The sequence below is a fragment of the Kribbella sp. CWNU-51 genome (assembly GCF_054073265.1).
Genome location: NZ_JBSXMZ010000027.1, coordinates 49,723 through 72,784 on the forward strand (window position 1 = coordinate 49,723; position 23,062 = coordinate 72,784).

At 69.1% G+C, this 23,062-nt stretch carries 20 protein-coding genes; 13 read left to right on the top strand and 7 right to left on the bottom strand.

Annotated elements, in window-relative coordinates:
* Positions 1–28 precede the first annotated feature (28 nt).
* Entirely contained in the window at positions 29–388 is a 360-nt protein-coding gene (locus tag ACXC9Q_RS28150; RefSeq protein WP_457059640.1) for a hypothetical protein, read from the top strand.
* 8 nt (positions 389–396) lie between these two features.
* Positions 397–1,368, top strand: a complete 972-nt coding sequence (locus ACXC9Q_RS28155; protein ID WP_457059641.1) for a zinc-binding dehydrogenase — start codon at positions 397–399, stop codon at positions 1,366–1,368.
* Here the strand turns inward: ACXC9Q_RS28155 and ACXC9Q_RS28160 are convergent.
* Positions 1,365–2,300 carry a nucleoside hydrolase gene (locus ACXC9Q_RS28160; RefSeq protein WP_457059642.1) on the bottom strand — a complete coding sequence of 312 codons (936 nt, stop codon included), beginning with the start codon at positions 2,298–2,300 and terminating at the stop codon, positions 1,365–1,367. The genes ACXC9Q_RS28155 and ACXC9Q_RS28160 overlap by 4 nt on opposite strands.
* A gap of 127 nt (positions 2,301–2,427) precedes the next feature.
* Here ACXC9Q_RS28160 and ftsH point away from each other — a divergent pair, with 127 nt between their 5' ends.
* Positions 2,428–4,398, top strand: coding sequence for an ATP-dependent zinc metalloprotease FtsH (gene ftsH, locus ACXC9Q_RS28165; RefSeq protein ID WP_457059643.1), 1,971 nt, complete (start codon positions 2,428–2,430; stop codon positions 4,396–4,398).
* 222 nt (positions 4,399–4,620) lie between these two features.
* On the opposite strand, the gene ACXC9Q_RS28170 is transcribed toward ftsH, so the two are convergent.
* Positions 4,621–5,880, bottom strand: coding sequence for a PucR family transcriptional regulator (locus tag ACXC9Q_RS28170; RefSeq protein ID WP_457059644.1), 1,260 nt, complete (start codon positions 5,878–5,880; stop codon positions 4,621–4,623).
* A gap of 151 nt (positions 5,881–6,031) precedes the next feature.
* On the opposite strand from ACXC9Q_RS28170, the gene ACXC9Q_RS28175 reads away from it, so the two are divergent.
* The 4 genes from ACXC9Q_RS28175 to ACXC9Q_RS28190 are packed head-to-tail and all read left to right on the top strand — an operon-like array spanning position 6,032 to position 11,435.
* Positions 6,032–7,495, top strand: coding sequence for a class I adenylate-forming enzyme family protein (locus ACXC9Q_RS28175; RefSeq protein ID WP_457059645.1), 1,464 nt, complete (start codon positions 6,032–6,034; stop codon positions 7,493–7,495).
* A 12-nt stretch (positions 7,496–7,507) separates the two neighbouring features.
* Positions 7,508–9,370 (top strand): DUF3556 domain-containing protein, encoded by a 1,863-nt coding sequence (locus tag ACXC9Q_RS28180; protein ID WP_457059646.1) that lies wholly within the window; start codon positions 7,508–7,510, stop codon positions 9,368–9,370.
* On the top strand, positions 9,367–10,779 hold the full coding sequence (locus tag ACXC9Q_RS28185; protein ID WP_457059647.1) for a phytoene desaturase family protein: 1,413 nt from the start codon (positions 9,367–9,369) through the stop codon (positions 10,777–10,779). Before ACXC9Q_RS28180 ends, ACXC9Q_RS28185 begins: the two co-directional genes overlap by 4 nt.
* Positions 10,776–11,435, top strand: a complete 660-nt coding sequence (locus ACXC9Q_RS28190; protein ID WP_457059648.1) for a helix-turn-helix domain-containing protein — start codon at positions 10,776–10,778, stop codon at positions 11,433–11,435. Before ACXC9Q_RS28185 ends, ACXC9Q_RS28190 begins: the two co-directional genes overlap by 4 nt.
* A gap of 70 nt (positions 11,436–11,505) precedes the next feature.
* Here ACXC9Q_RS28190 and ACXC9Q_RS28195 read toward each other — a convergent pair whose 3' ends face one another.
* From ACXC9Q_RS28195 to ACXC9Q_RS28205, 3 genes are read right to left on the bottom strand one after another with little or no spacing between them, the layout of a single operon-like run.
* Complete coding sequence (locus ACXC9Q_RS28195) at positions 11,506–12,921, bottom strand: DUF4832 domain-containing protein (protein ID WP_457059649.1); 1,416 nt, start codon at positions 12,919–12,921, stop codon at positions 11,506–11,508.
* A 10-nt stretch (positions 12,922–12,931) separates the two neighbouring features.
* Positions 12,932–14,668, bottom strand: a complete 1,737-nt coding sequence (locus ACXC9Q_RS28200; RefSeq protein WP_457059650.1) for a DUF4832 domain-containing protein — start codon at positions 14,666–14,668, stop codon at positions 12,932–12,934.
* A 58-nt stretch (positions 14,669–14,726) separates the two neighbouring features.
* Positions 14,727–15,860, bottom strand: a complete 1,134-nt coding sequence (locus tag ACXC9Q_RS28205) for an ROK family protein (protein ID WP_457059651.1) — start codon at positions 15,858–15,860, stop codon at positions 14,727–14,729.
* A gap of 163 nt (positions 15,861–16,023) precedes the next feature.
* Here ACXC9Q_RS28205 and ACXC9Q_RS28210 point away from each other — a divergent pair, with 163 nt between their 5' ends.
* Positions 16,024–17,007 (top strand): Gfo/Idh/MocA family protein, encoded by a 984-nt coding sequence (locus tag ACXC9Q_RS28210; protein ID WP_457059652.1) that lies wholly within the window; start codon positions 16,024–16,026, stop codon positions 17,005–17,007.
* A 10-nt stretch (positions 17,008–17,017) separates the two neighbouring features.
* Positions 17,018–18,010 (top strand): Gfo/Idh/MocA family protein, encoded by a 993-nt coding sequence (locus ACXC9Q_RS28215; RefSeq protein WP_457059653.1) that lies wholly within the window; start codon positions 17,018–17,020, stop codon positions 18,008–18,010.
* Positions 18,011–18,223: 213 nt separating this feature from the next.
* Here the strand turns inward: ACXC9Q_RS28215 and ACXC9Q_RS28220 are convergent, their stop codons facing one another.
* Positions 18,224–19,168: an SDR family oxidoreductase gene (locus tag ACXC9Q_RS28220; RefSeq protein WP_457059654.1), complete on the bottom strand. Its 945-nt coding sequence runs from the start codon at positions 19,166–19,168 to the stop codon at positions 18,224–18,226.
* Positions 19,169–19,222: 54 nt separating this feature from the next.
* Here ACXC9Q_RS28220 and ACXC9Q_RS28225 point away from each other — a divergent pair, with 54 nt between their 5' ends.
* Entirely contained in the window at positions 19,223–19,786 is a 564-nt protein-coding gene (locus ACXC9Q_RS28225; RefSeq protein ID WP_329476418.1) for a TetR/AcrR family transcriptional regulator, read from the top strand.
* Here the strand turns inward: ACXC9Q_RS28225 and ACXC9Q_RS28230 are convergent.
* Entirely contained in the window at positions 19,776–21,017 is a 1,242-nt protein-coding gene (locus tag ACXC9Q_RS28230) for a low temperature requirement protein A (RefSeq protein ID WP_457059655.1), read from the bottom strand. The two genes, ACXC9Q_RS28225 and ACXC9Q_RS28230, sit on opposite strands and share 11 nt — an antisense overlap.
* 167 nt (positions 21,018–21,184) lie before the next feature.
* On the opposite strand from ACXC9Q_RS28230, the gene ACXC9Q_RS28235 reads away from it, so the two are divergent.
* The 3 genes from ACXC9Q_RS28235 to ACXC9Q_RS28245 are packed head-to-tail and all read left to right on the top strand — an operon-like array spanning position 21,185 to position 23,059.
* On the top strand, positions 21,185–21,937 hold the full coding sequence (locus ACXC9Q_RS28235; RefSeq protein ID WP_457059656.1) for an SDR family oxidoreductase: 753 nt from the start codon (positions 21,185–21,187) through the stop codon (positions 21,935–21,937).
* A complete protein-coding gene (locus tag ACXC9Q_RS28240; protein WP_457059657.1) occupies positions 21,934–22,173 on the top strand; it encodes a hypothetical protein in 240 nt (79 codons plus the stop codon). Before ACXC9Q_RS28235 ends, ACXC9Q_RS28240 begins: the two co-directional genes overlap by 4 nt.
* Before the next feature lie 16 nt (positions 22,174–22,189).
* The gene (locus ACXC9Q_RS28245; RefSeq protein ID WP_457059658.1) at positions 22,190–23,059 is read left to right on the top strand and encodes an RNA polymerase sigma-70 factor; all 870 of its coding nucleotides are present in this window, start codon (positions 22,190–22,192) and stop codon (positions 23,057–23,059) included.
* Positions 23,060–23,062: the final 3 nt, after the last annotated feature.

Sequence of the window (23,062 nt, forward strand, 5' to 3'; positions counted from 1 at the left end):
CCGCGCCCGGAGCGAAGCGAGGACGTGGATGAGCAAGTACTTGCTGGACAAGTTCCTCTTCACCGTGGACCGGGATCCGGCGCTGGTCGAGCGGTATCGCGACGATCCCGCCGGGACGGTGAGCTGGTGGGAGGCGGAGCTGGCGAACACGATCCTCAACTGCACGACCGACGAGAAGTCGACCTGGCTCGCGTTCACTGACGAGGAGCGCAAGGCCCTGCGCGAGCACGATCATGTCGCGCTGTTCGGGCTCGGCGCACACCCGTTCCTCACGCTCACGTTGTTCATCGCGCTGTTCGAGCGGGACCACGGTCCGCTCGAGTACCAGAAGGCTTACGGCCGCGCGCTGCAGCATCTCACGCTTCCCTATCCAGACGTCGCCACCTAGGAGTTCGCGTGCGAGCCGCAGTCCTGCACACCCACGGCCAACCGCCGTCCCACGCCGACCACCCGGACCCGGTGTCGTCCGACGGGTACTCCGTCGTCCGCGTCACCGCGGCACCCGTCGTACCGCTCGACCTGCTGTGTGCGTCCGGTACGTCGTACTTCGGCCAGCCGGCGGTGCCGTATGTGCCCGGGGTGCAAGGGGTCGGGGTGGTCGAGCAGTCCGAGGTGGTGCCGCCCGGGACGAGGGTGTTCTTCGCGACCTCGGCCGGGATGGCCGCGGGTGACGGCAGTTTCGCCGAGCGATGCGCCGTACCGGATGTCGATCTTGTGGTGCTGGACACGCCGGTCCCGGACACAGAGGTCGCCGCACTCGGGCTGTCCGGGGTGGCGGCCTGGATGGCACTCACCTGGCGGGCTCAGTTCAAGCCGGGGGAGCAGGTGCTCGTGCTCGGGGGCGGCGGGGCGGTCGGCCAGGTCGCGATCGGCGCGGCCCGGCTCCTCGGCGCCGACGGTGTGGTCGCCGTGTGCCGATCGGACGCGGCACGCGACCGGGCCCTGGCCGCCGGCGCCGACGAAGTAGTTGCCTCAGGCCCCGACGTGGACGCGCTCACCACCCGGCTGAGGGACACGACCGATGGTGCTGTCGACGTCGTCATCGACCCTGTCTTCGGCATCCCCGCCACCGCGGCGTCGCGGGTGCTCGCCCCGTACGGCCGCCTGGTCAACCTCGGCGGTTCATCCGGTGACGAGGCGGTGTTCTCCTCATCGGTCCTCCGCAGCCGTACGGCGAGTGTCCTCGGCTACACGAACAACGCCATCACCCCGGAGCAACGCCGCGATGCGCTGACCGCCGTACTGCAACACGCCGCCAACGGAGCCGTCGCTGTCACGCACGAGACCGTCTCGCTCGCCGACATCGCCACCGCCTGGCATCGCCAATCCACCGGCAGCACCGACGGTCGCCTCGTCGTCACCATCTAGCCGAGCGCCGTGACCGCGTCGACGATTCTGGTCCAGAAGGCTTCGCGATCCAGCTCGACAGCGACCTGCGCGTTGGGCGCACGACCGGTGTAGTGGAAGAGGTCGACTGCGGTCGCACCGGACGTCCACTCACCCTTCGTCTCGACGACGACGTTCGCCTCGACGCAGCGCACGATCGCCGGATCGATCACCCGGGCGACGGCGACCGGATCGTGCAACGGCGGCGCCTCGAACCCCCAGAGCTGCCGGTACGTCGAGGCGAAGAACGTCATCCACTCGACGCAGATCCGGGCCAGCGGGGTCCCGATCCGCTCGAAGCGGGCCAGTACGTCGTCCGTCACCAGTGCCTGATGCGTGACGTTGAGACCGCACATGGTGAACGGGACACCCGACCGGACCACCTGGTCCGCCGCCTCGGGGTCGACGAACGCGTTGGCCTCCGCGAGCGGCGCGATGTTGCCGCGGTCCGTCGAGCCGCCCATCCACACGATCTCGGCGATCTTCGGGATCAGCGCAGGCTCCGAGGAGAGCAGCCGGGCGACGTTCGTGAGCGCTCCCGTCGCCACGATGGTGACCGGCGTGGAGTGCTTCCGCAGTACGTCGATCAACACATCCTGGGCAGCTGCCGGCGACTCGGGCACGGTCGGCTCGGTGGCGAAGAGCGGGCCGTCCAGACCGGTCTGCCCGTGGACATCGTCGGCGATGCGCAACCGTCGTACCAGCGGCCTGTCGGCACCTTGGGCGACCGGGACATCCGTCACGCCGGCCAGGGACAGCACTCGGCGGGCGTTCACCGTGCACTTGTCGACTGTCTGATTGCCCGCGACCGTCGTCACCGCGAGCAACTCGACCGCGGGATCGGCTACCGCCAGCAGCAGCGCCATTGCGTCGTCGTGTCCCGGATCGCAGTCGAGCACCAGGGGGATCGCCATGCCAGATCGTACCGGCGCCGACCGGTCGCCGGAGTGGCGTCAGTGCTCGGCAAACCCGCCGGTGGCGACCTATGTTGGGCTGAGGCCGCGTGTCCAGGGCGCGGGCAGGTCACCAGCGGAGCCCAGTATGAGTGAGAAGGATCAGCCGCCGCAGGAGAAGTCCACGCCTGATCAGGGGGACCGGGACAACGGATCGCAGCGGCATCCCCACAAGCCGTGGCGGACCGAGGGGCTGCCCACCGCTCAGGGCAACGGGGACAAGCCGCGGCGGCCGCGGTGGTGGCGGTGGGCGGCCTGGATCGTCGGTGGGTATCTGGTGCTGTTCCTGATCACCACGATGCAGGACCAGATGTCCGGCGGGGAGCAGACCGTCGCGTACACCGACTTCACGGTGCAGGTGCAGAAGCAGAACGTCGCCGAGGTGTTCTCGCGCGGTGACACCATCGAGGGCCGGCTGAAGGCGGCCGTCCCGATCCCGGGCAAGACCGACTCGACGTACACGAAGTTCACCACCGAGCGGCCGACGTTCGCGAACGACGATCTGTTCGGGGCGCTGCAGAAGAGCGGCGCGACGGTCCGGGCGACGCCGGTGGTCCAGCAGCGCGGCGTGCTGTGGAACCTGCTGATCTCGTTGGGCCCGTTCCTGCTGATCGCCCTGTTCTACTTCTGGTTGTTCCGGCGTAGCCGCGCCGCCGGCGGCGGGTTGAGCGGCCTGCTCGGAGGCGGCCAGCAGAAGAAGCCGGTCGACCCCACCAGCGTGCGGGTCACCTTCGCCGATGTCGCCGGCATCGACGAGGTCGAAGACGAGATCACCGAGGTCGTCGACTATCTGAAGGATCCCGACAAGTACCGCCGGCTCGGCGCCCGCGCGCCGAAGGGCGTGCTGCTCCAGGGCGCGCCCGGAACCGGCAAGACCCTGCTGGCCCGCGCGACCGCGGGGGAGGCCGGCGTGCCGTTCTTCTCGGCCAGCGCCTCGGAGTTCATCGAGGTGGTCGTCGGCGTGGGGGCGAGCCGGGTCCGGGACTTGTTCGGCGAGGCGCGCAAGGTCGCGCCGGCGATCATCTTCATCGACGAGATCGACACCATCGGACGGGCCCGCGGCGCTGCCCGGTCGATCGGTGGTCACGACGAGGGCGAGCAGACGCTGAACCAGATCCTGACCGAGATGGACGGCTTCTCCGGCACCGAGGGTGTCGTCACGCTTGCGGCGACGAACCGCGCCGATGTCCTCGATCCGGCCCTGCTCCGGCCCGGCCGGTTCGACCGCACGATCACCGTGCACGCACCGGACCAGAAGGGGCGCGAGGCGATCCTGAAGGTGCACGCGCGCGGGAAGCCGCTCGGGCCGGACGTCGACCTCGGTGCCATGGCCCGGTCCACGCCCGGGATGACCGGCGCCGATCTGGCCAACCTGCTGAACGAGGCCGCGCTGGCCGCCGCCCGCCAAGGCCAGTCCGAGATCGACCAGCGCGATCTGACCGACGCCCTGGAGAAGATCCAGCTCGGTACGGCGCGCAACGTGGTCATGCCCGAGGAGGAGCGACGGCGTACGGCGTTCCACGAAGGAGGTCACGCGCTGCTCGGCATGATCCAGGTCGGCGCGGATCCGGTCCGGAAGGTGTCGATCATCCCGCGTGGCCGGGCACTGGGTGTCACCCTGTCCACGCCGGACATGGACCGCTACGGGTACGACACGGAGTACCTGCGCGGTCGGATCATCGGAGCGCTCGGCGGTATGGCCGCCGAGCAGGAGGTCCTCGGCGTGGTCACCACCGGCGCCGAGAGCGACCTGGAGAGCGCGACCCGGATCGCCCGCTCGATGGTCGGCCGCTGGGGCATGTCGGAGGCCGTCGGCCCGGTCTCCGTCCTGCCGTCCGAGGGTGACCCCCGGATGGCCGGCGCCTCCGACGAGCTGCTCAACACCGTCGACGAGGAGGTACGCCGCCTGATCGACCAGTGCTACCAGGAAGCCAGACGCCTCCTCCGCGAGAACCGCACCCGCCTCGACTCGATCGCCGAGCAACTCCTCAAGCACGAAACCCTCGACGAGGCCGACGCCTACGCCGCCGCCGGCATCCCGCACGACGCCCGCACCTGACGTTTTGTGCGGCCGGCACAGTGGCCGGCCGGAAGTTCGGGTCGCCGGGCCAGGAACGGGACGCCACTGAAAGGCGAATCTAGGTGTACCAGCCGGAACCCCACCCCGGCGACACCGAAAGGAAACTCCGATGATCGCCTTTCTTCTCTTCCCCGTCCTCGTCATCGCCCTCAGTGTCCCGATGGTCGGGCTGCGGCTGCTCGCCAAGCAGCACGGCTGACGTCAGGGTGCGGCAGGCATCAGCACCGAGCCGGCCAGCCAGCGGCAGGCGACGAGCGCCAGCTCGAGTTCCAGGCGCTCGTCGTCCAGCGGCCGGCCGCGTTCCTCCAGCGCCTTGTCGACCCGGTACTTCACGGTGTTCTTGTGCAGATGGATCCGCTCCGCGGTGGCCAGATAGCTGCCCTTCTCGGCCAGGAACACCAGCAACGTCTCGCGCAGCCGGTCGGCGGCCTCGCTATCGGCCGCCAGCGGCCCCAGTGCGTTCCGCACCAGCCGGCGGGTCCCCTCGAGATCGGCGGCCATCATCGCCGCCGTCCGGACCTGCGGATCGGTGAACGTGGTGACCCGGTGCGCGCGTTCGCGCGCCGCCAGCGCGACCTGTTGAGCCCGCAGCGCCTCCAGGTGCGTGACCCGGAACCCGTCCGCGCCGGCCGCGGGTGAGCCGACCGCGATCCAGCGGTCGCCTTCGTCGTCACCGTCAACGGTGATCGCCGGACGGCCGCGGCCGAGCGGGATCCAGCCCCATCCCGTCGATCGGTCCCGCGGCACGAACAGCGGTTGCCCTGAGCAACCAGCCGCCGTGGCGGCCTGCTGCAGCAGGCGTTCGAGCTGGCGGAGGTTCTCGTCGCCACCGGATCCCGACGCACTCCAGAGCACCACCCCGACGTGGTTCTGCCGGAGCCGGTAGCTGAGCGCGCCCTCGGCCGCGGCCAGGTCGACCGGTTCACCGCGGAGCAGCTCCTCGATCATCGCCTTGCGGAGCGTGTTGCGGTTCGCCAGCCAGCGCACCCGCTCCGACTCGTAGGCAGTCACCACCTGTTCGGAGATCCGGTCGATGTAGCGGAACGTCGTGTCGACGATGATCCGGCCGGCGGCGAGCGCGACGGACTGGTCGGCATCTCGCCCGAGTTCGTCGAAGGCCCAGTCCAGTACTTGCTGCTGCCCGAGCCGGTAGGCCCGGACCAGCGCGATCGGCGCGATCCCGCGCTGGGCCAGCCGGCGCGCGTACTCCTCGGCGGCGAACGGGGTGGCGACCTCGTCGACGGCGACGTCGTACCGCAGGATGTGCGCGACCGTCTCGAGGTTGCTCTCGATACTCGCCCCCAGCAGTTCGACGATCAGCTGATCGCCCTGCAGGTCCTCGATCGAGTCGGCCAGGACCTTGTGCAGGGTCTTGGTCAGCGCCGGCAGCTCGGTACCCATCCGAGTGGCGAGTGCCGTCACGCGGGCGACCGCGGCCTCGTGCAGCCTGTCAGCAGTCACGGCATCTCCGTTCTCCCGGTCCGATTGTGCGCCTGGCCGCCGCGGCTGTCAGCCCGCGAGCACGAACCGGCGGCCGAGCTTCGTGTCCCGGGCACAGTGCACGGCGACCCGCGAATTCCTACCGTCGAGGACAACCAGAGCGGAGGAAACCGTGACCAATCTCGACTATCTCCCGTGGCAGCGGCCCGCGGCGTACGACGACCGGCCTGCGATCCGTGACGCACACCATGACCTGACCTACGCCCAGTTCGGCGCCTGGACCGACGCCGTCGCCGAGCAGCTCGCCGGGTACGGCGTCGGGCCGGGCTCGGTTGTCGCGGTGATGCTGCCGAATCGCGTCGAACTGCTGGTGGTGCTGGTCGCCGCCTGGCGCCTAGGTGCCGCCGCGACGCCGATCAACCCGATGTTCACCGCGCACGAGGCCGACTACCAGATCAACGACGCCGACGCCGCCGTCGTGGTCAACGCCGGCCCGGACGCGCCGACCGGTGGGCGCCCGAGCATCTCGGTCGACGATCTGCGTCGGACCCGCCGCGGCGACCGGACCCTGTCCGCACCCGCCACCGAACCCGGCGACGTGGCGCTGCTGATCTACACCAGCGGGTCGACCGGCCGGCCGAAGGGCGTCATGCTCAGCCACAGCAACATCGGCGCGATGGCCGCGATGATGGCCGAGCACCTCAAGATCACCGAGCAGGACCACTGCCTGCTGGTCCTGCCGCTGTTCCACGTGAACGCGATCTGCATCAGCTTCCTCACCCCGATCGCGGTCGGAGGCCGGCTCACCATGCTGCAGCGGTTCCAGCCGGTGGAGTTCCTGGCCGCGATCGCGAAGTACCGGCCGACGTACTTCTCGGCCGTGCCGACCATCTACTCGCACCTGGTCTCACAGCCTTTCGACGTCGTCGCCGACACCTCCTCGATCCGGTTCGCGATCTGCGGCGCGGCGCCCGCCTCGACGGAACTGCTCGCCGCGACCGAGGAGCGCTTCGGGATCGGACTGGTCGAGGGCTACGGCCTGACCGAGGGCACCTGCGCGTCGACCGCCAACCCGGTCGACGGCCGGCGCCAGGCGGGAACCGTCGGTGTGGCACTGCCCGGACAGCGGGTGGCGATCATGGCGCCGGACGGCACGCTGGTGCCGACGGGGGAGCGCGGCGAGGTCGTGATCCAGGGCGCCAACGTGATGCAGGGCTACCTGAACCGGCCGGAGGCGACCGCCGACGCGCTCGGCGACGGCTGGCTGCACACCGGCGACGTCGGCATCCTCGACCAGGACGGGTATCTGCGGATCGTCGACCGGATCAAGGACATGATCATCCGCGGTGGCGAGAACATCTACCCCAAGGAGATCGAGACCGTCCTGCACGGTCACAGCGCCGTCCTCGAGGCCGCGGTCGTGGGCGCGCCCCATCCGGTGTACGGCGAAGTCCCGGTCGCCGTGGTCGCGCCGTACCCGGACCGGATCATCGAGGTGGACGAACTGCTCGAGCTCTGCCGGACGAAGCTCACCAAGATCAAGGTCCCGGTCGCGATTCACGTGGTCGAGGCGATCCCGAAGAACCCGGTCGGCAAACCCGACAAACCCGCCATCCGCAAGTCCCTCCACCACTGAAGGAGCGTCACGATGGGATTCAGCAAACCCTCGGTTCCCCCGGTGGAACCGGACAAGGTCTACGACCTGCCGTACCTGGAGCGGATCAGGATCCTGTCCCGCTACTGGGCCGAGAACGGCTTCGGCTCACCGAAGATCTTCCACGTCATCTACATCGTCAAGCTGCTGTTCTTCTACATCGCCGGCGGTTACCTGGTCGGCACTCTCACCTCGGGCTTCAACCCGTTCCACCCGGGCGGATTCTGGACCGAGCCGGTGCTCTACCAGAAGTTCATCCTGTGGACCGTGCTGCTCGAGGCGCTCGGCGTGGCCGGGTCCTGGGGTCCGCTGGCCGGGCACTTCAAGCCGTTCACCGGCGGCTGGCGCACGTACGGCCGGGTGGACACGATCCGCGAACCACCGTGGCCCGGCAAGGTGCCGCTGACCGACGGGGACCGCCGTACGCCGGTGGATGTCGGCCTGTACCTCGCGATCATCCTCACGCTGGTGCTGTCATTGGTCCTGCCAACGGTCGACGACGCCGGGCTGACCGCGCACGGCTTCACCGGCGGCCGGGTGTCCCCGGTGCTGATGGTGATCCTCGGCGCGCTGCTGATCGGGCTCGGCCTGCGGGACAAGGTGTTCTTCCTGCAGGCCCGCGGCGAGCAGTACCTGCCCGCGATCGTGTTCTTCGCCCTGTACGGCGCCGTCGACATGATCGTCGCGCTCAAGCTGCTGATCGTCGTGGTGTGGGTCGGGGCGGGCTTCTCGAAGTTCGGCAAGCACTTCGGCATGGTCGTGCCGCCGATGGTCAGCAACACGCCGTGGGTCCCGTTCAAGGCGATGAAGCGGATCAACTACCGGAAGTTCCCCGAGGATCTGCGGCCCTCCCACGCCGGCAACCTGCTCGCCCACGTCGGCGGCACGTTCGTCGAGATCGTCGTTCCGCTGACGCTGTTGTTCTCCACCAACAAGACGGTGACCATCGTCGCTGCCGTGGTGATGATCTGCTTCCACCTGTTCATCACCTCGACGTTTCCGCTGGCCGTGCCGCTGGAATGGAACGTGCTGTTCGCGTTCGCGGCGGGGTTCCTGTTCATCGGCAACCCCAACTGGGAGGGGTTCGGCCTGGCAGACATGACGCCGTGGCTGCTCGTGGTGACGGTCGTCGCGCTGCTGTTCTTCCCGGTGCTGGGCAACCTCAGGCCCGACCTGGTGTCGTTCCTGCCGTCGATGCGCCAGTACGCCGGCAACTGGGCGTCCGCGACCTGGGCGTTCGCGCCCGGTGCGGAGCAGCGGCTGAACGAGCGGCTGGTCAAGCCGGCGCCGATGGTGATCGACCAGGTCACCGACCTGCTCGGCAGCCGCGACGCCGCCGAGGTCGCGCTCTACCAGGTGATGGGCTGGCGCGCGCTGCACAGTCAGGGCCGGGCGCTGAACTCGATCCTGGTCGATCAGCTCGGCGACGACCTCGATCACTACGCGATCCGCGAGGCTGAGTTCATGACGAACTGCATCGTCGGCTTCAACTTCGGCGACGGCCACCTGCACGACCACAAGTTCATCGCCTCGATCCAGCGGCGCTGCGGATTCGCCCCTGGTGAGTTCATCGTGGCGTGGATCGAGTCGCAGCCGGTGCACAAGAACTTCCAGCGGTACGTCGTGATCGATGCGGCGCTCGGGATCGTCGAACGCGGGACCTACCAGGTGGCCGACGCCGTCGCCGAGCAGCCCTGGCTGCCGAACGGACCGATCCCGCTGACGGTCGAGTGGCGCCTGGCGGGCTACCAGCGCATTCGCTACCCGCGGCCGGGTGCGGTAGACAAGACTGTACCGACGCCTCCGCCCGCGACCGTCGAGTCGGCGCCGGACGGCTCGGGAGGTGGTGGATCATGACCAGGGCAATCGTCGTCGGGAGTGGGCCGAACGGACTCGCCGCCGCAGTCACTCTCGCCAAGGCCGGGGTGGACGTCGAAGTGCTCGAAGCCGCCGACCGCCCCGGCGGCGGCACGCGCAGTAGCGAGCTCACGCGGCCCGGCCTGATCCACGACGAGTGCTCAGGGTTCCATCCGTTGGCCGTCGACACTGCGTTCTCCCGGTCCGTGGACCTCGCTCGGTTCGGCCTGACCTGGCGGTGGCCGGAGGTCCAGTACGCACATCCGCTGGACGGCGGGCGCGGTGCCGCCGTACTGCGATCGGTCGAGGAGACCGCTGCGTCACTGGGACGCGACGGTCGCCGGTGGCGGCAGGTGTTCGGTCCGCTGGCGGAGCGATTCGACCGGATCACGTCCGACTTTCTGCGGCCCGTCGTCCGCGTGCCGTCGCATCCGGTCGCGATGACGCGGTTCGGTGCCCTGTCCGCCCTACCGGCTTCGGTGCTCGCCAAGGCCTGGTCGACGGAAGAGGCGCGGTCGCTCTTCGGAGGTGTGGCGGCGCACTCGGTGCGACCGCTGTCGGCGCCCTTCTCGGCGGCGATCGGCGTGGCCCTCGGTACGGCGGCGCACGCCTACGGATGGCCCGTGGCAGAAGGGGGATCGGCCGCGATCAACCGGGCGATGATCGCCGCCCTCGAGGAGCACGGCGGCAAGGTCGAGACGAACGTGCGGGTCGAATCGCTCGAGCAGGTCGGCGATGCGGACCTCGTTCTGCTGGATCTCGCACCGAGTGCGGCCGTGCGGATCGTGGGCGAGGCGATGCCGGCCAGGATCCGGCGGGCCTTACTCCGGTACCGGCATGGGCCGGGGGTCTTCAAGGTCGACTTCGCACTCTCCGGTGAGGTGCCGTGGACGCACGAGGCGTCCCGGCACGCCGGGACCGTGCACGTGGTCGGGGACTACGCGGAGCTGGCGCGGGCCGAGCAGGACGTGGTGTCGGGCCGGATGCCGGACCGGCCGTACGTTCTGGTCGGGCAGCAGTATCTGGCCGACCCGTCTCGTGCCGAGGGCACCGTGCGGCCGCTGTACACCTATGCGCACGTGCCCAGCGGCTACCGGGGTGACGCGACGCTGCTGATCGAGTCACAGATCGAACGGTTCGCTCCCGGCTTCCGCGACCTGATCGTGGCTCGGACCGTCCAGACGACGGCGCAGTTGGAGGAACGCAACGCGAACTACCTCGGCGGTGATGTGATCACCGGCGCAAACACCGCGCGCCAACTGATCTTCCGGCCGCGTGTCACGCTGAGTCCTTACGGCCTCGGCGTACCTGGTGTGTTCCTGTGCTCGGCGGCGACACCACCCGGCGCGGGCGCGCATGGGATGTGCGGCTACAACGCCGCCCGCGCTGCGCTGGCGAGCCTGCCATGACCGCCCTCGCGAACGGTTGCCCGCAGCAACTGGCCGATACGCTGCCGGTCGGCGGAAGCTTCCTGGTCGTCATCGCCGAGGAGCCCGTCGCCGTGCCGCGGGTCGAGGAACGCCTGCGGACGATCGGCGTCGCCTCGGTCTGGCAGGAGCTGCCCGGCGCACACCTCGGTGTCCTCTCGCTGCGCCCGAGGGGCCTGCCGGGGGTCGTCGACCTGCTGGAGCGGGTGGCCGTCGGTGGCGTCGGCGTCAGTCCGTTGTACGACGCAGTCGAGGACATCCCGCAGGCCGTTCGGCTGGCGCGGATCGCACTCGGCGCGGCCACCCCGGCAGCGCCGGTGGCGGTGTTCGGCCGGTCGCCGTTGACGATGGCCGCGATCGCGGATCCTGCGGCACGGCGTGGCGTTGTACAGGTTGTGCTCGGTGGGCTCGACGGGTTGGCGCGGGACTACTGCGACATCCTGCTCGACACGCTCGCTGTCTGGTCCGCCCACAACGGCTCGGCGGTCGAGGCCGCCACCTATCTCTACTGTCACCCCAACACAGTGCGCTACCGCCTTCGCCGCCTCGAGGAGCGGACCGGCCGCTCGCTGAGCGACCCCCGCGCGGTCGCCGAACTCCTGCTCGCCCTGGAAGCCCACCGCCACTCGGCCGCCTGACGCTGGTGGGCCGGAGCCAGGTGGTGTGCCCGGAACCAGGCTCCGGGCACACCGTTCGGGCCGTGGATCCTTATCCGATAGTGACCGTCTGACCGAGGTCGTTGTAGCCGGTGCCCGGTTGCCAGGTTCCGTCGTTCGCGAGACGGATCGAGTACTCGGCGCGGGTGGACAGGAGCGGGTCGGGCAGGTTGAGGAACAGGTGATACTTGCCGGGGATCGGCGGCGCGGCGACCTTCCAGTTGAGGTTGGTCGTCGTACCGGCGCCCCAGCGGCGTGGGTCGGCCGGGACGTTGACCTTGAAGGTGTGCTTGTCGTTCTGGAAGACCAGCTGCACCTGGCGTGGGTTGTACGGCGCGGCCCACCCGTCGTTGCGGATCCGCAGGTTGACCCGGACGTCGCCACGTGGGCGCGCCTTGTTGGTGTACGTGCCCTGCGCGAGCGCGAACCGGTAGCCGAGTTTCTGCTTGGCGATGGTGAGGTTGTCACCCCAGCTCGCCAGCACGTCCGGGTGGTATTCGATGTTCAGGAACGAGAAGTGCAACCGCGCCATCTCGGCCGAGGCCGACGGCCACTCGGACCGCGGCGCGTCCACGCCGCAGGTCTCGCCGCCCTCGGGCACGTAGTTCGTGTCCTGGGCAACGAAATCCTTGTCGAGCTCGATCGGGTCACTGAGGTAGGTGCCGAAGTCGTCCGGGCTGGCCAGGAAGCAGTCGTTGTGATGACCGACCCGGGCCAGCGGCGAACCGTCGTACGCCTGCGCCGCGGTCAGGGCACCCGCGGTCCCGGTCGGCACCCCGAGCATGCGCTGCTTCATGTACGGCGTCCGCACCTGGATCATCCGGTCCTTCGGGAGCGCCTTCAACTCGGCCATGACGACGGCCTTGCGGTCGGCCCAGTTCTGGTCGGTGACCACGCTCGGGTCCTGCGGATCGGAGAAGTAGTCGGTGTAGTAGCCCTCACCCCACAACCCGACGAACCCGGCCTGGACGACCGCGATCACGTCGGAGTTCTCGCGCAGGATCGGGGTGAGCTGCTGGATCTGCTTGACCACGCGCGCCACCGGTGCGTCGCCGTACGGCGTCGGCGGCGGCCAGCCGTCGCCCGGCAGAGCGTAAGCGAAGCGGACGATCATCTTGACGCCCGCGGCGCGTGCGGTGCGGAAGTCGGCGCGGACCAGGTCGAGGTAGTGCTGGTCGATCACGTCCTGCTTGGAGAACTTCTCCATGTAGAACAGCCGCAGGATCTGGGTGATGTTCTGCTCGGTGCGGAAGTCGCGCAGGGTGGCGAGGTCGAGTGGCACATAGCCGGTGCCGTCGGCCCGGTAGTGCGTCTCGGTGTGGTGGTAGAAACCGCGCTCCGGGTTGGCGATCACCTCGTCGGTCGACGCGTAGGTGCGGGTGGTCGTCGGCGGGTCGTTGTGCGCCATGGCTGCCTGGGTCGGCAGGAGCAGCCCGATCGCCGCGACGGCTGTGACAAGCCTTCTCATCAAGAACTCCCTAACTGACGGTGAGGGTGTGCAGGAGCGAGTTCATCCCGGTCGCCGCGTCCCAGGTGCCCTGGTTGGCGAGGCGGATCGAGTACTCGGGGCGAGTGGACAGGAGTGGATCCGGCAGGTTGAGCAGCAGGGTGTAGGAACCCGCCGGCACGTTGGCGGGCACGGTGAGCGTCTGCGACACCGTGGTCGACGTACCCGCGGTCCAGCGCCGCGGATCGGAACTCATCGCGAGCCGGTAGGTCGTGCCGGTCGACGTGTTCCGCAGTACCAGCTCGAGGTTGCGTGGGTTGAAGGGCGTCGCGTAGCCGTCGTTGTGGACGGTGAAGGACACCGGCAGGCTGCCGCCGGGTGAGGCGGTCGCCGGGTACGTGCCGGACTCCAGGCGGAAGCGGTACCCGAGGTTCTTGGTGACGTCGGCCAGGCAGCCACCCGTGTTCCACGAGTTCAGCACGGTGGGCTCGTAGTCGGTGTTGAGGAAGGACCAGTGGAACTGTGCGAGCTCACTGGTGGCCGTCGGGCAGCTGGACCGCGGTGGGTTGGAACCACACGTCTCGCCGCCCATCGCGACGTACGTCGTGTCGGACTGAAGGTACGGGTATTCGACCGCGGTGTTCTCGTAGGTGCCGAAGTCGTCCGGGCTGGCCAGGAAGCAGTCGTTGTGGTGACCGAGCCTCGACAGCGCCGAGCCGTTGTACGCCGCGGCCGACTGGACCGGCGTGGTCGAGTACAGGGTCCGCTTGAACTTCGGCGTTCGCAGCTGCACCATCCGGGTCGACGGCACGACACTGAGCAGCTTGTCGGTCACCGCCTTGCGGTTGGCCCAGTCGGTCGTGGTGATCGTGCCCGCGTTGCCGAAGTTCTGCGTGTAGTACCACTCACCCCACGCGCCGATCAGCCCCGCCTGCACGACCGCGATCACGTCCTTGCCGGCGGTGAGGTACGGCGCCAGTTGGTCGAGGTGAGCCAGGATCCGGTCCTTGGTCGTGTCGTCTCCGGCGGTCGACGTGGTGTAGGCGAAGCGCAGGACCATCTTGACACCAGCCGCGCGGACAGTGTCGATCTGCTGCTGCAACTGGTCGAGCGCCACCTGCGCGATCGGGCCGTTCTTGTACTCGGCCAAGTAGAAGACGCACATCACCAGCGAGATGCCCTGGCTGGTGCGGTAGCTCTGCAGGGTCGTCTGGGAGAAGTCGGCTTTGTCGCAGTCGCCGGTGTGGTGGTAGAAGCCGCGCTCGGGGTTGGCGAAGTTGTCCGTGGCCGCGGTGTACGTCACGGTGCCGCCGGATCCGCCGCCGCTGTAGACGTGGGTGTACTTGCTCGAAGACTCCAGCGGGGCCTCCACCTGGAAGATCAGGTCGGCGTCGTTGGGGGAGGCGCTCTCGCCGAGGTCGGCGCGATTCACGATCCATTGCGCGACTCCGCCCGTACCGGAGAAGGTGACCGCGCTGACCAATGTCCCGCTCCAGCCGCTGCCGGTGTGCTGGTAGAGGCTGCCGTTCTCCAGCAGGTAGTCGGCGCCGGTGCCGCCCTGCGCGAAGCCCGTGCCGGCGTTCCGGTCGGTGTCGACGTAGACCCGCAGGTACTGCGGGGAACCGGTGTAGGAGAAGCGGTAGGTGACTGTCGTCGCGGTGTTGGTGGCTGTGCTGCCGCTGATCGTGGCGTGGGCGGGGGAGACGAGGACAGCGCTGAGCACAATGCCGGCGAGGGCGGCGCTGAGCAGGCGGAACGGACGCATCATGATGCTTCCTCTCGCTGGGCGGGCGATAGGAATAATCATGGAGTCCAGGAAAACTATGTCAAGGTCTCAGGCCGTTGTAGACGGCGGACTCCACCTGCTCGAGGGCCAGCCGGACCGCGCCGAGCGCGACCCCTTCGTCGGCGAAGGCGGAGATCCGGATCTCGGGTGTCCGCAGGCACCAGCGGTCCAGCTCGCGTCGCAGCGGCTCGACCATCACGTCCGCCGACCGCGAGAATCCGCCACCGATCACCACCAGTTCGGGATCGAGCGTCAGGACCAGCGCCGAGGCGCCGACGGCGAGGTCGCGGACGTACCCCCGAACCGCCCGGACAGCCTCGCGATCGCCGCCGCGCGCAGCGAAGAAGACGCTTTCGAACTCGTCCGACACGTCCGGCCGTCCGTTTCGCGCAAGCCAGTTGTGCAGATGCTCCGGCGCTCGGAGCCAGCCGGCGGCGGGCAGGGCACCGATCTCACCGGACCAGTTGGCGAACCCGCGGTGCAGCTTCCCGTCGATGATCAGGCCGGCGCCGGTGCGCAGTCCGGCCAGCAGGAACACCACGTCCTTCGCGTACCGGGCGACGCCGCGCCACGTCTCGGCCAGCGCGGCGAGCTTGCAGTCGTTCTCCACCCGGACCGGTCCGGAGACAAGCCGGCGTACGTGCCCCGCGAGGTCGACCCCTGTCCACTCGGGCAGTGAGTCGGAGAGCAGCACCTTCCCGGTGCCGTCGACCAGACCGGTGGTTGCGACCCCGGTGGACCAGATCTGCCCCGGCTGGACACCGGCGATCGCCTTGGTGACGCAATTGTCCAGTACAGCAAGCCGTTCCCGGCGTCCGAGCCCGGGATCGACCGCGATCCGGGCCTGGCTCAGTACCTCGCCGTCGAGATCGGTGACCAGGGCAAGCACCTTGTGCCCGCCGATGTCCACGCCCAGCAGCCGGCCGGCCCCCGAGTTGAACCGGTACCGCCTGGCCGGCCTTCCGACCGAGCCCAGCGCGGGCGCCACCTCGGTCAGCCAGCCTCGTCCGAGCAGGTCCCGGGCGACGTCTTCGGTCGAGGCCCGCGACAGCCGGGTCCGCTTCGACAACTCCGTCAGAGTGAGCGGCTGGTCGCCGCGCAACTCCCGCAGCACGGCGGCCGCGTTGAGCTGCCGCAACCGGGACAGGTCCCCGCCGGCGGGCTCCTCGCTCATCGTGGCTCCTCGGATAATCCTGGACTCCTGAATAACTATAAGCACGCGCTCTGCGCACTGATCTCACCGTGTGAACGGGCGCGCCGACCCCTCCTCATCCCCGATGACAACGTTGTACGGTGGTCCGGCGGTCGGTTCGAAACGTTCCCGAATGAGGAGGACCATGGTGTCCAAACCGCTCAAGATCGCGACCCTGAGCTTCTGGCATGTGCACGCGGGCGACTACTCCAGGCAGGCCCAACACCATCCGGGGACGGATCTGGTGGCCGTCTGGGACGACGACGCCGAGCGCGGCCAGGACGCGGCCGACCAGTTCGGCGTGGAGTTCGCCGGCGACCTCGATGCGCTGCTCGCCCGTGACGACCTCGACGGTGTCGCGATCACTACTCCGACCAACGAGCATCGCAACGTGATGCTGAAGGTGGCCCAGGCCGGGAAGCACATCTTCACCGAGAAGGTGCTCGCGCCGACCGTGGCCGAGGCCGAGGAGATCATCGCGGCGACCGATGCCGCCGGCGTGAAGCTGATCGTCTCGCTGCCGCGGCTCTACCACGGCTACACCCAGGCGATCACGGAGGTGATCGACAGCGGGCAGCTGGGGACGCTGACCTACGGCCGGGTCAGGCTCTCGCATGACGGTGCGATTCCGCGCGACGGTGTCGCCGGCTGGTTGCCGCAGCGGTTCTTCGAGCCGAAGACCGCGATCGGCGGCGCGCTGACCGACCTCGGCTGTCACCCGGTGTACCTGACCCAGCTGTTCCTCGGCGCGCAGCCGGACACGGTGAGTGCGACGTACCGGTCGATCGCCGAACGCGGCCTGGAAGACAACGCTGTCGTGGTCGTCGGGTACGCCGACCAGAAGATCGGCGTGATCGAGGCAGGCTTCGCCAGCCGGAACCCGTTCACGATCGAGCTCTTCGGGACCGAGGGCACGCTCAGCTACACCGACGACGGAAATGTCCTGACGGTGAACGGCGAGCAGGTGCCGGTGCCCGACCACGGCCAGGATGCGTTCGCGCAGTGGGTCGACCACATCAACAACGGCACCCGCGCGGACGAGAACATCGAACGCGCGCTCGAGCTGACCAGGTTGGTCGTGGCCGCGAACGAGGCCGCTGACCAGGGCACGTCCATCGCCTACAGCTGAGGAGACTCTGATGATCAAGGTTGGGCTCATCGGCGGCGGTGGGATCGCGTCCGCCCACATCAAGGGGTACCGAGCGCACGCCGGCAAGATCGGTATCACCGCGGTCGCGGACGCAGTCGAGCAGACCGCTGCCGCTCGCGGCGAGGAGTTGGGTGCGACGCCGTACACGGATTATCGGCAGCTGCTGGCGACCGAGGAACTGGACGCGGTCGACATCTGCTTGCCACATCACCTGCACAAGGATGCGATCGTCGCGGCCGCCGATGCCGGCAAGCACATCCTGTGTGAGAAGCCGCTCTGCCTCAGCGCGGAGGAAGCCGCGGACGTGCGTAAGGCGGTCACCAAAGCCGGCGTGACGCTGATGTGCGCGCACAACCAGCTGTTCATGCCGACCGTGGCCAAGGCGAAGGAGTTGCTGGACGCCGGGACCATCGGCACGGTCTACGAGGTGCGGACCACCGACAGCTTCTTCAACAACTTCGACCCGAGCTCGATGGGCTGGCGGGCGAGCGCCAAGACAAGTGGTGGTGGCGAGCTCATCGACACCGGGTACCACCCCACCTATCTGATGCTGCACCTCGCCGGCGGGCTGCCGGTCGAGGCCACCGCGATGCTTTCCACGCACCGGTTGAAGTTCATGGAGGGCGAGGACTCCGCGCAGGTTCTGATCAGGTTCGACAACGGTGTCGTCGGACAGATGGTGACCAGCTGGGCGTATCAGCCGGCTGCCTCGACCGAGCGGTTCTCGGCGGTCGGGGAGCTCGGCTCACTGACCAGCGACGGTACGACGCTGTCCTACCGGCTCCGGTCCGGTGAGAGCAAGACGTTCGAGCTGGAGCCGGTCGACACCTTCGTCGCGGAGATCGGGCACTTCGCGGACTCGCTGCTCGGCAAGACCCGGCCGATCCACACCGAGGACGAGGGCATCGCCGTACTCGGCATCCTCCTGGCCGCCTACGAAGGATCGCGCACCAAGACGATCGCCCCGGTCCTGAAGGTTTAGCCGCCCAGCCAGGAAGCCGTCCAGCCACGAAGCCCGCCGCTTTGTGGAACATTGCTGCCACTCACTGCACATTTATTACCGCAAACCCGATCACCAGACCATCCAGAGGTACCGTCGAGGACACCTGAGTGCTCTGGTCCCAGTTACTGCAACCTCGCGTTCCGGCGGTCGGGCCTGTCACCGGACCGCCGCGAACCTCATCACCATGTGCTGTCAGGCGGTCTGGTAGTAGAAGTCCTCGGCCAGTTCCTCGAGCAGGCCCGGGTACGTCGGGTGCCAGTCGAGCAGGTCGCTGGTCCGGGCGGCGGACGTCGGGTTGTCGATGCCGGCGAACGGCGCCAGGAAGCCGATGTACTCGGGCGCCTGCTCCGGCGTGACCGACCGGGCGGGTAGATCGAGGCCCCGTCCGATCGCCTCGGCGATCCGGCGGACCTCGATGCCCTCGTCGGCGACGGCGTGCAGCCGGGCGCCGGCCGGGGCGGACTCGAGCGCGAGCCGGTAGAGCCGGGCGGCGTCGGTGGTGTGGACCGACGGCCAGCGGTTGGTGCCGTCGCCGACGTACGCCGAGAATCCGTTCCGGCGGGCGAAGGTGATGAAGGCCGGCGCGAAGCCGTGGTGGTCGAGGGTGCTGTGGGTGATCGGTGGCAGCCGCACGACCGAGGTCCGGATCCCCTTGGCGGCCGCGTCGATGACGAAGTTCTCCGTGTCGATGCGGTAGCCGCCGGGCATGGTGTCGGCCTCGGTGCCGGGGCGGTCCAGTCCGGCGCGGCCGAGGAGCCCGGTGCCCGATGTGCCCACGAACGGCTTGTCCGTGCCGGCCAGGGCGTCGACGATCGCTCGCGCCGCGGCCAGATCGGTCTCGGCTGCGGCGGACAGATCTCCGGTCATCATGGCGTCGTGCCGGAAGGCGAGGTGGATGACGCCGTCGGCGGCCTCGGCCGCGGCGCGCAGACCATCGAGGTCGTCCAGGTCGCCGCGGACGAACTCGGCGCCCCACTCGGTGAGGCGGGCGGCGGAGGCGTCGGAGCGGGCCAGGCCGACGACCGAGTGGCCGTGCTGCCGGAGTTCCGGGACGAGGGCGGAGCCGACATGTCCGGAGGCTCCGGTGATGAACACGCGCATGATGCTGTTCCCTTCAGTGATGTCAGTCAGTGACATCACTATGCTACGACTAGTGATGTCAGTCAATGACATCAGCTAGGATCGGGTCCCATGGGACGGTGGGAGCCAGGCGCGGCGGGCCGGCTGCGGGAGGCGGCGATGGCGTTGTACGCCGAGCGCGGCTACGACCGCACCACCGTCGCCGAGATCGCGGACCGGGCCGGGGTGACCGCGCGGACCTTCTTCCGGCATTTCGCGGACAAGCGCGAGGTACTGTTCGCCGGCTCGGAGGAGCTCGAGCGACACATGGTCGAGGCGTTGGTCGCGGCACCGGAGTCGGCGACTCCGATGGAGGCCGTCGCGGCCGCCGTACTGTCGTCCGCCGACTTCTTCGACGATCTCCGCCGGGACTACTCCAGCCGGCGGCAGGCCGTCATCGCCGCGACCCCCGAGCTTCGCGAGCGCGAGCTGATCAAGCTGGCCTCGCTCACCGCGGCGTTCACCGAGGCGCTGCGCAAACGGGGTGCCGGCGAGGACGTCGCGGCGTTGGCGGCCGAGACCGGAGTCGCGGTCTTCCGGGTCGCGTTCGAGCGCTGGATCGCCGAGCCGGACGGCGTCGGCCTGGCGGACGTGATCCGATCCACGCTGGCGACGCTGTCGGGTCTTACTGCTTGACGCTCTCGTTCCACGAGGCGACGCAGACCAGCAGCACGCAGGTCACCGCCAGCAGTGCGAGGTCGGCCTCCACGCCGATCCACGGAGTTGCGAGGGGGAGCAGCAGGACGACCGCGATACCGGCGAGCGCGGAGCCCAGATCGAACCGCGACGGTTCCGAGATGGCCCGGTGTACAGCCCACAGCAGGCCGACGAAGGCGGCGATCGGAATCGCCACGGCGTAGCTCACGGCGGTCGGCGTCAGGTGCAGGTCGTGCCCGGTCTGTTCGACGCTGACCTCGAGGCCGGCCCCGAGGGCGGCCAGCGCGGCGAAGATTCCGTAGTGGCCGTAGCCCCACCGGTACGAGCGGCTCCGCCGGTCCTCCAGCCGTGGACCGGCCGGGTGCAGGAAGTACAACCACCACAGGGCGAACAGGATCACCAGGCCACAGGCCGCGACCAGGATCAGGTCAGCGCTGCCGACGGTCTCCTCGACGGCACGTCGTACGGCGTTCGACGACGCCAGGACCGCCTCGCCGAGCAGGATGATCGTGAACAGGCCGTACCGCTCCGCGATGTGATGGGGGTGCCACGTGGTCGACCGGGGCCGCTCGGCCCAGAGGGGAACGCAAAGCTCGAGGATCGCCAGGACGACGAACAGGACGACCAGAGCAGTGTCCGACACTGCGCCGGTGCCGGCCAGGTAGAGGCGCCCGAACCAGCCGATCTGCAGGGCTCCGATCCCGATGGCGTAGCGGAACGCCGTACGACGGCGGGGCGGATCCTCGATGCCAGCCCGCAGCCATTGGGTGATCAGCCCGACCCGCATGATCAAGTAGCCAACGGTGATGAGGAGGTAGTCCCCATGATCGGCGGCCGCAGGGACGCCGGCGGCGAGGACCAGGACGCCGGCCATCTGGACCATGGTCAGCAGCCGGTAGGCGACGTCGTCGGTGTCGTACGACGACGCGAACCAGGTGAAGTTCATCCACGCCCACCAGATCGCGAAGAATACCTGCAGGAACGGGATCACCCCGTCGCCGGCGTGACCCTCGGCGATGGTGTGCGCGAACTGGTCGGTGGCCGCCGCGACCGCGACCACGAAGGTCAGGTCGAACAGCAGCTCGAGCTGGCTGGAGACCCGGTGCGGCTCGTCGATCGGCCGCGCGGTCATCCGGACCCGGATCCGCATCCTGGCGGGACCGGCGGCCGGTTCGGCGGCCGGTCCGGGAGCAGGCTCGGCGTCGGGCACAGTGGTCCCCCTCGGGGTGGTTTCGGACTGTCCACTTCTGCAGACAGGACAGCGTTGCCGGTTGTGACCGGGGTCTCCGCGGGTGGCTGTCACAAGCCCGCAGTGTGCCCTGTCTTACCAGGTAACCGGGCGGCAAGGGATGCCGTCGGTAACGAAAGGGTTCTGCGATGAAGATCGTCGTGATCGGCGGCACCGGCCTGATCGGATCGAAGCTGGTGACGAAGCTGACCGAGCACGGGCACGAGGCGGTGCCGGCCGCGCCGAGCACCGGCGTGAACACGCTGACCGGCGAGGGCCTGGCCGACGTCCTGCAGGGCGTGGACGTGGTGATCGACGTGGCCAACTCGCCGTCGTTCGAGGCCGGTCCGGTGATGGAGTTCTTCAGGACCTCCACCGGGAACGTGCTGAAGGCGGAGGCTGAGGCCGGCGTCCGGCACCACGTCGGGATCTCGATCGTCGGCACCGAGCGGATGCCGGACAACGCCTACTTCGCCGCCAAGATTGCCCAGGAAGAGCTGATCAAGGCCTCCGGCCTCCCGTACTCGCTGGTGCACTCGACCCAGTTCATGGAGTTCGTCGCCGCGATCGCGGACGAGGGCACCTGGGACGACGGCAAGGTCCACATCGCGCCGGTCGCGTGGCAGCCGATCGCGGCCGAGGACGTCGCCGCGATCCTCGCCCGGACCGCGATCGGTGCGCCGCTGAACACCCGGATCGACATCGCCGGTCCGGACGAGTACCGGATGGACGAGTTCTTCCGCAAGGCGCTGGCCGCGCGTGGCGACACCCGCGAGGTCGTCACCGACGAGCACGCCCGGTACTTCGGGTCGGAGCTGACCGAGCGCAGCCTGGTGCCGATCGGCGAGGCCACCCTCGGCGAGCTGCACTACGACGCGTGGTACGCGGCGCAGCCGAAATGAGCGACAGCCAGGACGACCCGGTGCTGCGCGGTCTCGAGGTCGAAGTCGACGCCGATCTCGAGCTGATCGCCGCCAGCGGTGTGGACGAGAACGACCCCGGTCCGCCCGGCCAGTGGCAGTCCGATCCGGCCGAGGTTCAGGAGGAGGAGGTCGACCTGCGCAGCCTGCGCGGCGCGATCGAAGCGCTCGAGGGCGATCACCGGCGCGATCCCGGCTCGACCCTATCCTCGAGTTGACAGACGGGTGGTGCAGATGGCGGACGACCTTGACGAGGCGGTCGCGGTCTTCAACGAGGTGCGTCCGCGCCTGATGGGGATCGCGTACCGGATGCTGGGCAGTCACAGCGAGGCCGAGGACCTGGTGCAGGAGGTCTGGCTGCGCTGGCAGGCCGCCGATCGCAGTGCGGTGGTCAGCCCGGTCGCCTATCTGTCGACCGCCGTGACCAGGCTCGCGATCAACGCGAGCCAGTCCGCGCGGGCCCGGCGCGAGACCTACATCGGCCCCTGGCTGCCCGAGCCGGTCGACACCAGTGCCGACCCGACGCTGGGGGCCGAGCGCGGGGAGGCGTTGAGCTTCGCGGTCCTGCTCGTGCTCGAACGACTCTCGCCGACCGAGCGGGCGGCGTACATCCTGCGCGAGGCGTTCGACTATCCGTACGACGAGCTCGCCGCCATCCTGCAGTCGACCGAGCCGGCAGTGCGGCAGCTCGTCAGCCGGGCCCGCAAGCGGATCCGGGCCGAACGCCGTACCGAGATCACTGGCAATCAGCAGCGGACGTTGCTCACGGCGTTCGTCAACGCGGCGCGGTCGGGTGATCTCGCGGCGCTCGAACGGTTGCTGGCCAAGGACGCGATCAGCTACTCCGACGGCGGCGGCGCGGCCCGGGCGTCGCGCTTCCCGGTCGTCGGTGCGCCGCGGGTGGCGAAGTACCACCGGGCGTTCGCCACGCGCTTCTGGGCCGGCGTCGACGTGGAGTTCGGTACGGCGAACGGCCGGTCGATCGCGATGCTGCAACGCGATGGCGAGGTGTTCGCCGTACTCACGGTCACCGCGTCGGACGACGGGATCGACCAGGTGCTGTGGATGATGAACCCCGCGAAGCTCACCGCCGTACCCGCCTGACCC